This is a genomic window from Ancylomarina longa (assembly GCF_003996985.1).
Classification (GTDB): domain Bacteria; phylum Bacteroidota; class Bacteroidia; order Bacteroidales; family Marinifilaceae; genus Ancylomarina_A; species Ancylomarina_A longa.
In genome coordinates this window covers 1-14,384 of the sequence record NZ_RJJX01000005.1, presented here as the reverse complement: position 1 = coordinate 14,384, position 14,384 = coordinate 1, and the positions used below count along the sequence as shown (strand labels likewise).

Genomic DNA, 14,384 nt, shown 5'->3' with positions numbered 1-14,384 from the left:
TTGAATTTTCTAAAAGGAATTTGTTATAGAAAAGGATTTTTCCTTTCGGACTAGGGTAGGTGTAGAAGACATAAACAAAATAAATGAATAAACCACGATAAAGAAAACAAGAGCTTCATTTTTCTTATGGGATCTTTATCAGTAAAAGGAGGAAAAATTATGCATGACGGATGTGCGGGAAGTTTCGAAAATGGAAAACAAGTAGTTGATAAGGTTAGAATGATGGGCTTTTCCCAGCAATTGATGCCAATGCCTTTGGAAATTGAGTGCCATGGGTGTAAGGAAACATTTACTATGGAAGAATTTGAAGGACATTGTCCTAAGTGCGATATGGTACACGGTGTAACACCTTGCCATGCATTCGATCCTAATAACATTATGGCGGCAGGTATTGGTTATTAAATTATAAGAATTTAATCTTTAGTAGTTAAATATCCCAAAGAGCAATAGTTTCTTTGGGATATTTATGTTGTTATTTTTTTTGTTTTACATTTTATTTAAATAAGTTTGCAGACTGTATAACTTAAAAAATATAAATACATGAAAAACTGCTTACTGCTTATATCCTTTATGTTATGGTGTGGAATTGCACTTGGACAAAGGTCTGAATGTAAAGGGTATATTGGCTTTACTGTAAATTCTGCCATCCCAACAGGTGATTTTGCAGATAATTCCAAAAATAATTCAAAGGCAGGTTTTGCATCAACCGGGGCAAATATAGGGTTGGTGAATTTTGGATACAATTTTAATTCAAGATTTGGAATAGCTGCCTTATGGTTTTTCAGCGCTCATGCTTTCAATGGTTTTAAAAATATAACATGGGGATATGGCGGATTAATGGCAGGTCCTATGTTGACTTATCCTATTGCATACAATTTGAAATTGGATTTGAAAGGAATGCTTGGATATGCAAGAGCTAGTTTATCTGATGATAATAGTGAGATCGATGCTACTGGCGTAGGTTTCGATTTTGGAGCCACCATCCGGTTTAATTTTGCAAGGAGATGGTGTTTTCTTGCAAATGCTGATTATTTCTCTTCAGATCCGAAATTTGAAGATTTCAATCAGAAAATTTCCGCATTGAATTTAGGTATAGGAATTGCTTATCGTCTGCATTGAAACTGATATTAAACAATCGATCATAACTGAAGAAAATTAGAAAATGTTAAAATAAAATAAAAACAATCTATAAAAGAATATATATTTATCAGATTATCATTATGTTGTTTTATAAATTAATTCTGCTAATTTATTTTATTGGCCCTTTTGGTTCGCTTTTTTAATTTGCTGATTCTATCAGCATAATATGCTATCAATTCGTTCACAAATAATTGAGGATTTTCATATTCTGTAAATACCCTATAGGTGTGTTTGTTCCTTGCAATTTCCAATAATTTCAACAGCTTTTTTTTTTCATTTTGCAGATAAGAATATTGTGCTGTAATTCTTATTTCTTCGGATTTAGAATCAACTATTTGATGGAGATCATTTCCTCCAAGTAGTTGGGCGTGATAAATTTGAAGCTCTTTTAAATTACCAGACTGGTAAATTTCAATAAGCTTACAGGTTACTTCGGTTGCCAATTCAATTTTATCATTGTTCATCGAAAATTTGTCAGGATGCACATAAAACATTGCTTCGCGATAAAGTCGTTTTATTTCCTTTTGTTTTACTTTAGAAGTAATTTCAATTTTGGCTTTAGGAATAGACGTTAGTCCCTCATTTTTTTTGTATTTTTTTCCGCGTTTTTTTTGTTCCAGACGTTTATTTTTCTTTGCTTGTTTTAGCTTTTTATAAAGAATACTCAACTCTTGTTCTTCAATCAACTCATCAATTAGCTTTGATCGTAGGAAGTTTTCAAAAGCAGTTGTTTCTTGCTCAATATTTTCCAGTTTAAACTTTAAGGCCTCAATCTGTTCTTTTAGCAAGAGTTGTTCTGATTCTATTTGGTTTGATATGGGAATATTTTTCTCGACCATTAATGCTTATTGTATGGTTTAAAGTTGATCAATATTTTGCAGAGGATCATAGAATTTCATTTTTTTCTGTTTTGCTAAAGTTTAGATATATAATATTGGATGAAAAACGAGATCTAAATGATTATCTTTCTACTTCTTAATTTTTTTAAAAGCTCATTTAATTAATAGTTATGAATCAACAATCTATCATCGAAAAGACCATTGAGTTTGTAAAACAGACTCTTACTAATGCGGAAGGCGGCCACGATTGGTGGCATATTTACCGGGTTTGGAAATTATCCGGAGAATTGGCAAAAAAAGAGAATATAGATCTATTTGTGGTGGAATTGGGAGCATTACTTCATGATATTGCAGACTCGAAATTTCATGATGGCAATGAGGAAATAGGAGCACAAAAAGCCAGAGCCTTCTTAAATTCATTGCAAGTGAATGAGGAAGTGATTGTACATGTAGAAAATATCATCAATAATATTTCATTTAAAGGAGGAAAAGAAAAACAAAAATTCAATTCGCCGGAGTTAGCTGTTGTTCAGGATGCGGATAGATTGGATGCTTTGGGAGCTATTGGAATCGCAAGAACTTTTAATTATGGAGGGTATAAAAACCGTGAGATCTACAATCCTACTATAAAACCCAATTTGCACATGAATAAGGAGGAATACAAAAGTAGTACCGCTCCAACTATCAACCATTTTTACGAAAAATTACTTTTATTGAAAGATAAGATGAATACCATTTCGGGCAAGATGATGGCTGAGAAAAGACATGTTTTTATGGAATTGTACCTTGAGGAGTTTTACAAGGAGTGGGAGGGAAAGTAAAGATTATTTCTTATCATCATATCTTTTAGGGAGGTTTAAAGAACTTAAAGAAAAGTAAATTTGATAGGTGTCATGCGACAAATTATCCAAAAGAAGTATTGTTCTTAATTTTTGCTATATTAGACATAGCTAATCGGTCTGGTAAACAGATCGGAATATACTCACTTAAATTTAATTGTTATGAAGAGCTTTGAGGAACTAAAAATTATCGAATTGATCTATGTTAAAGGAGGCAATGAGCAACCTGTTCATCCAGGAAATTGTTATAACGGCTGTGGCTGTGGAGAAACTCCCAAGCCTAAAACTTATCCTGATTGATTAAGCTAAAATGATAAAAAAAAGCGGAGACCTATGCTTCGCTTTTTTATAATCCTTTAGATACCCAATTCATTTTGGGAAATAGTTGATTAATTTTAATCAATAACTCCAGAACCAATTAGTTCTCCATTATCATACCAAGCTGCGAATTGTCCAGAAACAATTGCTCTTTGTGGCACTTCGAAATGAATATATAAACCTTCTTCTTTAAAGATAAGTTTACCTTTTTGCAATGGCTGGCGATAGCGAATACGAATGTCGTAGTTTCTTTCGCAATCTGCCGTTGGCTTTAAATCTTCCCGAATCCAATGTACTTCCGACTTGGGAATAAAAAGTGCCTTTCTCATCAAAAGAGGATGTTCATGACCCATACCCACATATACAATATTTTGAATCACATCGGTGCCAATAACAAATAATGGCTCTACTTTGCCACCAACATTTAATCCCCTGCGCTGACCAACGGTGAAGAAATGAGCACCATTGTGTGTGCCAACTTCCACGCCCATTTCGGGTGTGAATGCGTAAGGTTTTGAAATATCTTCCAAAGCATCCGAAGCAGGAATAATTTGATCCGCTTTATCTGCTATGATTTCTATTATTCGGCCTTTCTTAACCTTTAATTTTTGTTGCAGGAATACCGGAAGATCTACTTTACCTACAAAACAAATTCCCTGTGAATCCTTCTTGTCTGCAGAAGCAAGTTTTTCGCGACGAGCAATTTCCCGAACTTCAGGTTTTATGATATGTCCGATAGGAAACATGGCTTTTGCCAATTGTTCCTGAGAAAGTTGACAAAGAAAGTAGCTTTGATCCTTATTTCCATCTTCACCGGCAATTAATTGATATATTTCCTTTCCATCTTTTATGATGGTCTCTTTCTGGCAATAGTGTCCGGTTGCTACAAAATCAGCTCCCAACTCCAAAGCCTTTTTCATGAAAACATCAAATTTGATTTCCCGATTACAGAGTACATCAGGGTTTGGTGTTCTTCCTTTTTCATACTCCGAAAACATATAATCAATTACCTGGGCACGATATTCAGTGCTTAAATCGACAAAATGAAAGGGAATGTTCAGTTTTTTGGCAACCATTTGCGCAAATAGAATATCCTCTTCGAAGGGACATTCTTCCGATTTCAAACCTACGGTATCATTCCAATTTTGCATAAATAGTGCTTCCACTTCGTATCCTTGCTCTTTCAGCAAGTACGCAGCAACACTGGAATCAACACCTCCTGACAACCCGATTACAACCTTTTTCTTCATTCTCAAAATTTCCTTGTTTTATCAGGGGCAAAAGTATTCATTTTTTGGCGATGTGCCAATTGTACCGGATGGATTGGTTTTTTATTCTGATATAAGTTTTGTTATGAATTTTCTGAACTGAAGAAAATAAGCTAACTTAGATTGAATTTAAAGAAGGAACCATAGCCATTGTTGTTTACAATCTTATCAGAATAATAAAGGAGAAACTGTTGGCGGTACAAGCTATATGATTCTTCCTGATAATGGTTATTATTTTGTTGAGATATGTTCTTTCTATTCATAAATGAAAAAATTAACCTATGAAAAAATTAAATCTAACACTTTTATTAGCAATGCTTGTATTTTGTGGTTTTTCTCAAAGCAAACAGGATTCATCGTATTGGAAAAAAGGAGGAATGGTCTCCATTAGTTTTTCTCAAACTTCGCTAACCAATTGGTCTGGCGGTGGCGATAATGCAATCTCTACCAACGGGCAACTGAATTTATTTTCCAATTTTAATAAAGGGAAAAATAGCTGGGAAAATACCTTGAATATGGAGTATGGCCTGATAAAACAAGGCGATCAGGAAGTACGGAAGAGTATCGATAAAATCGATTTTGTAACCAAATATGGATATAAAGATGGTGGCGAATGGTATTATAGCGCTTTATTAGATCTGAAAACACAGTTTGCTAAGGGATACAATTATAGTAATACTGCTGGAGAGGATGATGTAAAGGTTTCTAACTTTTTTGCTCCGGCATATGTTACTTTATCCTTGGGTATGGATTACAAACCAAGTGAAGTATTCTCTGCCTACATCTCACCAATTACGAGTAAAATGACCATCGTTAATGATGATGAATTATCGAATCAAGGAGCTTTTGGTGTAGATCCAGGTGATAAATTTAGAGGCGAGTTTGGTGCATTCTCGAAATTGGCACTTAATAAGGATATCATGGAAAATGTGAACCTGAAGAGTATACTGGATTTGTTTACCAATTACACTAATAACTTTGGTAATATAGATGTGACCTGGCAAGTGATGCTTAATATGAAGGTTAATGATTTTCTTACAGCAACGGTTAATACATCACTGGTTTACGATGATGATGTTGATTACATCGATAAGAGTGGTAATAATAAAGGACCTAAAATTCAATTTAAAGAGATTATCGGTATAGGATTGGCTTATAAATTCTAGAGAGTATCTATAAAAATATCAGGAGTAAGCGGGAGATTCATTCATTCATTTTGAATCTCCCGTTTTTTACCTTGTAACCAACTTGATTCCCGTCTTTTCTTCTACAAATTGGAAGTAATTGTATAATTTGTAATTGATGTCGAATCCGTATTCTTCATAGGGACTATAATCAATATAGTTTTCAAAATAGGGATGTCCTTCCAAATACAATCTATTCCATTCATTGACATAGATCTGATTCCAGTTTGTGTAGTACCATTCGGAATGAGCAGAAGCTCTAAGGTTGCGAGTGGCAAACCAACTCTCAAAACCAATATCTAATATTAATAACTCATATTTAGTGCTGTCTTGAACGATAGCCGTTTCTTGATTGTTTTTATCAGATTCAGAAGTCTCGAATGCGGAATAAGTACTACAAGCTCCCAATAGAAAAATTGCCAAAATAATAAATATAAATTGTTTCATAATAAATTGTTTCATAATAAATTGTTTTTTAATGAAAACAATAGGAGGGCAGCAAATTGACTAAATCTTAGCGTGGGGTGTATATTAGAAACGTAGTCAGGCTTTTAAAGGTTGCAAAATACTATGGGTTTATTTATAAAAAGAGACAGATGAGCCTCATCTGTCTCTTTATTTTTAAATGGTTTTTTATAATTTAATCAGCTTTTTGGTAATGATTTCATCTCCATCCTCCAGCGAGATAAAATACATTCCTGTTGGTAAATCAGAAACATCAATCGTATTATCTTCCTGATCAAGGGTAAGCAATCTAATTGTTTTACCGGTGATAGAACTTATTCTTACTTTAGACTGAATGTTACCTTGAATGTATAAAGTCACAAAATCCTTAACGGGATTTGGATATAATTTAAATTCCTCAATTGGAGGAGTTTGACTCAATGGCGAGCCAAAGAATGCGGATTTGACAGCTACAGCAGGAGCCGAATTGGAAATATTGATGGTATAATCTTCCACTTCACCTTGGCTGAAAATCTGACAAGCATTATTGGCTGCCCTGCGGTGTTTCAAAATAACCCTCATTCTGGTTTGCCCGATTACGGCATTCGCAGGAACAGAAATATTTGCTGAGGATATACCACTACTTGCGGAATATCCGGATACCAATAATTCACTGTTCGTAAAATTACCATTACGATCGAAGTCAATATAAATTTTCCAGTGAATTACATAAGTTCTGGATTTATATGCAGCGGAGAAATTCAAGTTGTAATTGCTTCCGGGTGATATATTGGCTGTTAATCCGGTATAATCACCATAACCACCATCATCTCCAGAAGGATTACTCATATCTGCCAACTCTACCAAATCGATGTATTCGTAGCGGGTGGCTTTACCATAGGATTGACAATAATCTGGTGTTGTAGCAACAGTAAGGGTGGTTAATGATTGCACCGCTGTATAATCACTATTGCCACTGCTATTATTTGCTCGAACCTGATATTCATAGGTAGTCTCGGCAAGTGCGTTGTTGTAATCAAAAGTAGTAGCAGAAGAGGAGAAGAATTCCCAGCTACCACCCAATTTGTGTATCTGAACATCATAGCTTTCGGCAAATTCCATGCTGTCCCAACTTAAAGAGAAGGAACTGGATGTGATATTGGATGCAGATAATCCAGTTGGAATTGCAGGAACAGGAATAGGATCAGTACTTAGTGTTCCTATAGCTGAATAATTTCCCGATCCCACATTATTATTAGCCCGAACTCTAAATTCATAGGTAGTAGATGCTGTTGCATTATTATAATTATAGGATGTTGTACTGGTATTAAAACTTGTCCAACTACCTCCGCTTTCGCGGATATCTAAATCGTAATCATCTGCATCGCTTACTGTATCCCAGCTAATGGTGAAAGAATTATAAGTGATATTGGAAGCCATCACATTGGTGGGTATTCCTGGTACAGCTGGTGCTACTAAAGTAGTTGCCGAAGCAATGGCAGTATAGTTACTGGAACCAACTGTATTATTCGCTCTTACCCTAAATTCGTAGGTCGTTTCAGCATTCAAGCTAGTGTAATTGTAGGTGTTGTTCGTCAGATTAACTGTTGTCCAGCTACCACCAGTAGGGCGAAGATCTAAATCGTAGTCATCCGCATTACTTACTGCATCCCAGCTAATAGTAAAGGAATTGTAGGTAATATTGGAAGCTGTTAAATTAACAGGTGTAGCAGGTGCTGTTGGAGCCACAAGTGTTGTAGCCGAAGCGGTGGCAGAATAGCTGCTCGAACCAACGGTATTATTTGCTCTTACCTTAAATTCGTAGGTCGTTTCAGCATTCAGTCCAGTGTAATTGTAAGTGTTGCTCGTTAGATTAACTGTTGTCCAGCTACCACCAACAGGGCGAAGATCTAAATCGTAATCATTAGCATTACTTACAGCATCCCAACTAATGGTAAAGGAGTTATAGGTTATATTGGACGCTATTAAATTACTTGGCGTATTTGGTGCAGTTGGCGCTGCTTGAGTGCTTACAGAAGAAATAGCAGAATATCCACTTGATCCGGCATCATTGTTGGCGCGAACTCTAAATTCGTAGGTGGTTTCTGCACTGGCAATGGAATAATCATAGGTAATAGCTGTGGTGTTTACTGTTTGCCAACTACCTCCTTGTTCCCGTACTTGTAGATCGTAAGAAGTAGCACTTCCCACAGCATTCCAGCTAATGGTGAATGATGTTTGCGTTACATTTGTGGTCGTTAAGCCAGAAGGCACAGCTGGTAGATTATCATCGGTTAAAGCTTTGTAGGCATTCAACCTTCCACTACCAAGTTTCCCTGCATAAAAAAAACTGTTAAGATTATCAATTGGGTCGGTATTATCAACCAATTTAGCACGAACCTCATCCGCAGTAATATTACCTGCATATTTCGAAACGATTAATGCGGCAACCCCTGATACATGAGGACAAGCCATGGAGGTTCCCTGCATCACACCATAAGAGTTATTGGGAAGCGTACTGTGAATAGCTGTTGGATCTTCATTGGTATTCTCCAATTCCCCTCCCGGAGCAGATATATCCACCCAAGTTCCGTAATTGGAATAGTAGGATTTTACATCGTTCTTATTGGTAGCAGCAACGGCAATTACATTTTGATAATAAGCCGGATAGTATCGGCTTTGAGATTTACTGTTTCCTGCTGCAAATACTACCAATCCTCCATTCATTGGAGCGTTAGGTCCACCTGCATTTGCGATAAAATAATCGATACCATCCAATACTGCCTGATCGTAGGAAAAAGGATAAGTATATCCCCAGCTATTTTGTGAGATAACAGCGCCATTGTCGGCAGCATAGGTGTATGCTTCGGCAAAACCACCGTTTGTGGAACCAAATACATTACAGGACATTAAACGAACGCCATCGTTATTTCCGCTTCCTCCGGCAACACCACTTACTCCAATACCATTATTGGTTACTGCAGCTACAGTTCCTGCAACGTGGGTTCCATGATCTGCGATAAATAGGTTACCCGTATCATCGGCGAAATTATAGCCATAAATATCATCCACATACCCATTATTATCATCATCAATACCGTTACCGGCAATTTCGTTAGGATTGGTCCACATATTGGCGGCCAAATCCTCATGTGTATAATCTATTCCGCCATCCTCTATGGCAACAATCACATTTGGATTTCCTGTTTCTACTTGCCATGCATCTAATAAACTGATGTCGGCACCCGGAGTTCCGTTATTTTGTCCGGTATTGTTATAATGCCATTGGTCAGGAAATAAAGGATCGTTTGTACCAGATGGTAAGGAGGCCGGCGCAGCAAGAGGTTTGCCTTCCGTTGCGTGCGTTTTTCCAATCATTTGGGTGGCATTTATCCCTTCGGCAATCGAAATTTCGGCTAAATTCTGGTAAGATTGAATTAGTTGAGAAACAGGAGTTGCAGAGCTAAATTCCACCTCATACCATAAATGCAATCCATATTGGCGATGCTTGGCTTCAAATTTTCCGGCATCTCGAAAAACTCTGCGCATTTTATTGGCACTGAATTGTTGATTTACACGATCGATATTCGGAATGTTTGTGCGTACAAAAGCTTCTTGTGCAGTAACTTTAAGTTGCTTTTTCTCAAGAAGCATTTGATTTAATGCTTCTACTTTTTGCCTGGCTTTTGGGCTGAATTTTATTCGAATAATTCCTTTGTATTTTCCCTCGGAATTAACATCTCTTTTTTGAGAATAGCCATTCCCCAAAATAAAAGTAAGACAGAGAAAGAGTGTAAAAAATTTTTTCATAATTGGTTGGTTTTTTAAGTGAATATTCTGATAATACAGTTTAAGTTAATTAAAATTGAGATATTAGTCAATATTTATTAATTAACAGATTAAGTATGTTTTAGAGTGTGGGTATTACGTTCATAATGATTTTATAAAGAGTATTTTGCGGAGTCTGGGTTTTATGGGAGCATGTCGCAGAATGACGGATAATTTCAGATTATTTAAAATTAAACAGCCTATTTTATTATGTAATTTTGAGTTTTGTCAAAAAAATAGTACTCATTGCCACTGAAATGGTGAAGTTATTTTATCCGGAAAAGAAGTCTTTTTCTCTTATTGGAGATAGGAATTAATTTGTATTTTCGGATTAAATATTGCAACTACATGTCAAGACTCACTATCTACAGAGCATCAGCAGGATCAGGTAAAACTTTCACCTTAACAAATGAGTATTTAAACCTGGTTTTTGATGATCCTTTAAATTATAAGACAATTCTCGCTGTAACTTTTACCAATAAGGCTACAGATGAAATGAAGTCGAGAATTGTAAAGGAGATTTACATTTTATCGGAAGGTACAGATTCTGCTTATGCTGCTGATTTATGTGCTAAACATCAATGGAGTCCATTGCAATTAAAAGTAAGAGCAAAGGAGATTCTGACTCGCTTGCTCCATGACTATTCTCGTTTCTCGGTAACGACCATTGATAGTTTTTTTCAGAAGGTGGTTCGATCCTTTACTCGCGAGATTGGTTTGCAAATGGGATATAATATTGAATTGGATCAAGGTCGGGTATTAAATGAGGTAGTTGATTTATTGTTGTTGGAAGTAGACCACGACTCTCAATTAAGAGCTTGGTTGTCCGCATTTGCAGAGTCAAAAATTAGGGATGGGAAGACCTGGAACTTTAAGCAGGATATTATGGTCTTGGGTCGGGAGGTTTTTAAGGAGGATTTCCAAAATTTTTCTGATCAATTGATCCTGAAACTTTCGGATAAGAATTTTTTAAGCTCCTATCGAAAAAGTTTGGCAGAAATTAAGACTGATTTTGAAAATTATTTTGCACAAATCGGAGAAAAGGCCAGAAATCTCATTCAACAACAAGGACTGGATGTTGCTAATTTCTCCTACGGGAAATCAGGCGTTGCAGGTTATCTCACCAGTCTGGGTTTGGGAGGTAAGATGGAACCAGGCATTCGAGCCCGAAATGCTATGGATACGGTTCAGAAATGGATGACCGGTAAAGCAAGTTCGGACGAAAAGCAAGCTATAGAATCTGTTTTTTATGGTGGCTTAAATGAATTGCTGAAAGATGCTATTGTATATTACGATGAGCAGGGAATGTTGTACCGATCTATAGATAAAACCTTGGGTTACATATACACCTTAGGGATTTTAACGGATTTGTCAAAGCAGATTCAAAAGTACACCGAAGGGGAGAATATTTTCTTGCTTTCGGATGCCAGCCGATTACTTCGCAATATCATTGGGGACAATGATTCTCCGTTTATCTATGAAAAAATAGGAAATGCCTATCAGCACTTTATGATCGATGAATTTCAAGATACATCGGCAATGCAATGGGATAATTTTCGACCATTGGTGGCTAATTCTTTATCCGAAGATCATCATTCATTGGTGGTAGGAGATGTTAAGCAATCGATATATCGATGGAGAAATGGGGATTGGAAATTACTTTCGGAGCAACTGGATAAGGATTTTAAAAGCTTTGGAGTTGATGGCTTAAGTTTAAATTATAATTGGCGAAGTAGCAGGAATATTATTGATTTTAATAACGCTGTATTTGCGCTGGCATCTCAAATTTTGCAGAACGATTACAATGCATCCATTCCATCCGAAATATCGGAGAGTTTAAACGAAGAACAGCAAAAAATACTGAATGCTTATCAGGATGTATATCAACACTTGCCGGATAAAAAAGAAAAAGTACAAGGATATGTAAATATTCAATTTATCGATAAGGAAACGGAGCAGGACTGGACCGATAAGGTGCTGGAGGATTTACCGTATAAAATTGAGCTTCTGCAGGAAAATGGATATCAGGCTCGGGATATTGCCATTTTAGTGCGAAATGGAAGAGAAGGAGGAATTGTTGCGGATACTTTAATGAGTTATGCAGCTAGCGAAAATGCAATAGAGAATGTGAATTACGAGGTGATTTCTAACGATTCACTCTATTTGAAAAATGCTTCCGTTGTTAATTTTCTTATTCATTTGCTTCACTTTTTCGTGTATCCCGAAGACAAAATAAATCTAGGCTTTCTGAAACAGGAATTTCAGGTTTATATTCAGGATAATGAACCTGGGGAGAGTGATGACATGTTTGCTGTAATAGAGCTTGAAACCTTTTTGGAGTCTTGTTTTCCATCTGAATTTTTAGAGTCTATCCCGGAATTAAAGCGACAGCCATTGTATGATTTGGTGGAGAAACTAATTGCTATTTTCCATTTGAATAACAATCCTAAGGATTATCCTTATTTAGAAGCTTTTCAGGATTTTGTACTTGGATTTACCAAAAACGATGCACCTGAGCTCAATGCTTTTCTGCAATATTGGCAGGAGAGAAAAGAGAAGGAGGTGATTTCGGTGTCCGATCAGCAAGATGCAATTCGAATAATGACCATCCATAAATCAAAAGGATTGGAGTTTAAAGCAGTTATCTTACCATTTTGTAATTGGGATATAGATAATACCCGACATACAAATATTCTTTGGTGCCAGCCTAAAGTAGAAGGATTTAATACTTTGGATGTTTTGCCGGTTCGTTACAGCAGCACGCTGAGGGATACCATTTATTTTGAAGCTTACTTCACCGAAAAATTACAAGCTTATATTGATAATTTAAATCTTTTGTATGTGGCTCAAACCAGAGCCGAGGAAGTATTTATCGCCTATGCTCCGAATAATGAGAATAAGGAAATAAAAACGATTGCTGATTTATTGAAATTTCTGTTGGAGAATGCTACCAATTATACTTCCGATTTTTTCGGAAACAAGATTGTAAGTTTGAGTAATAACTGGAATGCCGAGACTGGAGTTTTTGAATTAGGAACTTTGTCTGGTAAAAGCCTATCAAAAGCTCTGATAGAGAAGAAGAATCTGGAATCTTATCCTGCTTCCTTATTGGATGATCGTTTAAAATTACGGTCTCATTCAGCCGATTATTTCGATTTCTCGGAAGCCGATTCGGTAGAGAACTTCTCACCAGTTAGCCGTGGGAATATTTTGCATCAGTTATTTCAATTAATTCATTATAGTGATGATTTGGAAAAAGCTGTAAAACAGTTGCAATTCGAAGGTAAAATTGATGAAAAACAAGCACACGAGATTTCTGATTTTGCATCAGGGATACTTGCAGATCCATCGGTTTCTGGTTTTTTCACTAGAGAATGGACAGTGATTAACGAACGGGATATTTTATTAGGGAAAGGAGACATTCAGCGTCCCGATCGGGTTATTTATAAGGATAAGCAAGCCGTTGTTATCGATTATAAATTTGGAATGAAAAAGTTAAAATCTCATATCAACCAGATAAGTACCTACAAAAGATTAATTCAGCAACTTGGCTTTGAAGAAGTGAAAGCCTATATCTTGTATGGGAAATTATCCGAAATGGTAGAAGTATAAGTGCGTATTGCGTGTTAATTACGAATTAAAGAGAAAAACACCCTTTCCCCTGTCGGGATTTTCCCTGCGTAGGGAAAAATGCTGAAATCTATTGTAGAGCCTTTATTCAGCGGTTTCGATTTGAGAAGCATGGCAATCCTTACGAACACTGCTAAGTTCAAAATCAATTGCAATTAGCTTCGTATTAGTAGAGCCTGAAAGGCTCCAATTCCCTAACTAGGGGAATCGCCCCTAGTATATAGGTGCCACGGTTAATTCAGGCTGATGACTTACAGCTTTGTCACACAAGGGGCGATGCCCCTGGTTCTAGTATGTTAGCTTTTCAGGCTACGGGATTAGCTGACTGAAGTGATGCTTTAGTGTGAACTGATCATTCGCGACGAAACAGAAATCTCTTCAGAGATAGGATTGTAATGCTTTCGTTCATTTTGTCTTGATGCAAAAAGAACCAAAAAATCAAGAAAAAAATATGCTATCCCCACACTCTGGATATTCTTAACGACTTTATCCGGTTAGCGGAAAAGTCTAAATATCCATTCACTCCACCGCTGGCCCGCATTTTTTTCAGGCCAGCGCGCATCTGCACATCAGCAGACTGCTCCATTTCTTCAGAGTAATCTCCAACAAACTGCACCTGCGCTAATTCATAGCTATCATTGTGAGCGCAGCGTGGCAATCTGCCCGAACATTGTTAAGTTCAAAACAATTGCAATTAGCTTCGCATTTAGTAGAGCCTGAAAGGCTCCAATCTCATAGCCAGGGGCTGGATATGCAACAAAAAACTGGACTTTATATTAAGCCGCGATTATATATTTAGATTTTCCATATTGATCTGGGGTTAAATAGCCCAAAACAGAATGTATTCTTTGTTTATTATACCATACTTCAATAAAGTGTACTATTTCAATTTTA

General features: G+C 36.5%; 11 protein-coding genes. 6 read left to right on the top strand and 5 right to left on the bottom strand.

The window, feature by feature from the left end; translation table 11 throughout:
- Nucleotides 1-126: 126 nt before the first annotated feature.
- Complete coding sequence (locus DLK05_RS05265) at nucleotides 127-402, top strand: hypothetical protein (protein ID WP_209319727.1); 276 nt, start codon at nucleotides 127-129, stop codon at nucleotides 400-402.
- A gap of 138 nt (nucleotides 403-540) precedes the next feature.
- Nucleotides 541-1,119: an outer membrane beta-barrel protein gene (locus tag DLK05_RS05260; RefSeq protein ID WP_127342966.1), complete on the top strand. Its 579-nt coding sequence runs from the start codon at nucleotides 541-543 to the stop codon at nucleotides 1,117-1,119.
- A gap of 125 nt (nucleotides 1,120-1,244) precedes the next feature.
- On the opposite strand, the gene DLK05_RS05255 is transcribed toward DLK05_RS05260, so the two are convergent.
- A complete protein-coding gene (locus tag DLK05_RS05255; protein WP_127342965.1) occupies nucleotides 1,245-1,979 on the bottom strand; it encodes a hypothetical protein in 735 nt (244 codons plus the stop codon).
- 170 nt (nucleotides 1,980-2,149) lie between these two features.
- On the opposite strand from DLK05_RS05255, the gene DLK05_RS05250 reads away from it, so the two are divergent.
- Both DLK05_RS05250 and DLK05_RS17465 read left to right on the top strand, forming a co-directional pair.
- Nucleotides 2,150-2,800: an HD domain-containing protein gene (locus tag DLK05_RS05250; RefSeq protein WP_127342964.1), complete on the top strand. Its 651-nt coding sequence runs from the start codon at nucleotides 2,150-2,152 to the stop codon at nucleotides 2,798-2,800.
- 180 nt (nucleotides 2,801-2,980) lie between these two features.
- Nucleotides 2,981-3,118: a hypothetical protein gene (locus DLK05_RS17465; protein WP_209319726.1), complete on the top strand. Its 138-nt coding sequence runs from the start codon at nucleotides 2,981-2,983 to the stop codon at nucleotides 3,116-3,118.
- 95 nt (nucleotides 3,119-3,213) lie between these two features.
- Here the strand turns inward: DLK05_RS17465 and mnmA are convergent, their stop codons facing one another.
- Both mnmA and DLK05_RS17460 read right to left on the bottom strand, forming a co-directional pair.
- The gene (gene mnmA, locus DLK05_RS05245) at nucleotides 3,214-4,386 is read right to left on the bottom strand and encodes a tRNA 2-thiouridine(34) synthase MnmA (RefSeq protein WP_127342963.1); all 1,173 of its coding nucleotides are present in this window, start codon (nucleotides 4,384-4,386) and stop codon (nucleotides 3,214-3,216) included.
- A gap of 131 nt (nucleotides 4,387-4,517) precedes the next feature.
- On the bottom strand, nucleotides 4,518-4,667 hold the full coding sequence (locus DLK05_RS17460) for a hypothetical protein (RefSeq protein ID WP_209319725.1): 150 nt from the start codon (nucleotides 4,665-4,667) through the stop codon (nucleotides 4,518-4,520).
- Nucleotides 4,668-4,685: 18 nt separating this feature from the next.
- On the opposite strand from DLK05_RS17460, the gene DLK05_RS05240 reads away from it, so the two are divergent.
- Nucleotides 4,686-5,570, top strand: a complete 885-nt coding sequence (locus DLK05_RS05240; RefSeq protein WP_127342962.1) for a DUF3078 domain-containing protein — start codon at nucleotides 4,686-4,688, stop codon at nucleotides 5,568-5,570.
- Between the two features lie 66 nt (nucleotides 5,571-5,636).
- Here DLK05_RS05240 and DLK05_RS05235 read toward each other — a convergent pair whose 3' ends face one another.
- Together DLK05_RS05235 and DLK05_RS05230 are read right to left on the bottom strand one after the other, a co-directional pair.
- Nucleotides 5,637-6,050, bottom strand: coding sequence for a DUF6146 family protein (locus DLK05_RS05235; RefSeq protein ID WP_127342961.1), 414 nt, complete (start codon nucleotides 6,048-6,050; stop codon nucleotides 5,637-5,639).
- Nucleotides 6,051-6,221: 171 nt separating this feature from the next.
- Nucleotides 6,222-9,842, bottom strand: a complete 3,621-nt coding sequence (locus DLK05_RS05230) for a fibronectin type III domain-containing protein (protein WP_127342960.1) — start codon at nucleotides 9,840-9,842, stop codon at nucleotides 6,222-6,224.
- Between the two features lie 366 nt (nucleotides 9,843-10,208).
- Here DLK05_RS05230 and DLK05_RS05225 point away from each other — a divergent pair, with 366 nt between their 5' ends.
- Complete coding sequence (locus DLK05_RS05225) at nucleotides 10,209-13,472, top strand: UvrD-helicase domain-containing protein (RefSeq protein ID WP_127342959.1); 3,264 nt, start codon at nucleotides 10,209-10,211, stop codon at nucleotides 13,470-13,472.
- Nucleotides 13,473-14,384 lie beyond the last annotated feature (912 nt).

Coding starts and splice junctions, on each gene's coding strand:
- DLK05_RS05265 (WP_209319727.1), top strand. CDS start 127: ATGGGATCTTTATCAGTAAAAGGAGGAAAAATTATGCATGACGGATGT.
- DLK05_RS05260 (WP_127342966.1), top strand. CDS start 541: ATGAAAAACTGCTTACTGCTTATATCCTTTATGTTATGGTGTGGAATT.
- DLK05_RS05255 (WP_127342965.1), bottom strand. CDS start 1,979: ATGGTCGAGAAAAATATTCCCATATCAAACCAAATAGAATCAGAACAA.
- DLK05_RS05250 (WP_127342964.1), top strand. CDS start 2,150: ATGAATCAACAATCTATCATCGAAAAGACCATTGAGTTTGTAAAACAG.
- DLK05_RS17465 (WP_209319726.1), top strand. CDS start 2,981: ATGAAGAGCTTTGAGGAACTAAAAATTATCGAATTGATCTATGTTAAA.
- mnmA (WP_127342963.1), bottom strand. CDS start 4,386: ATGAAGAAAAAGGTTGTAATCGGGTTGTCAGGAGGTGTTGATTCCAGT.
- DLK05_RS17460 (WP_209319725.1), bottom strand. CDS start 4,667: ATGAATAGAAAGAACATATCTCAACAAAATAATAACCATTATCAGGAA.
- DLK05_RS05240 (WP_127342962.1), top strand. CDS start 4,686: ATGAAAAAATTAAATCTAACACTTTTATTAGCAATGCTTGTATTTTGT.
- DLK05_RS05235 (WP_127342961.1), bottom strand. CDS start 6,050: ATGAAACAATTTATTATGAAACAATTTATATTTATTATTTTGGCAATT.
- DLK05_RS05230 (WP_127342960.1), bottom strand. CDS start 9,842: ATGAAAAAATTTTTTACACTCTTTCTCTGTCTTACTTTTATTTTGGGG.
- DLK05_RS05225 (WP_127342959.1), top strand. CDS start 10,209: ATGTCAAGACTCACTATCTACAGAGCATCAGCAGGATCAGGTAAAACT.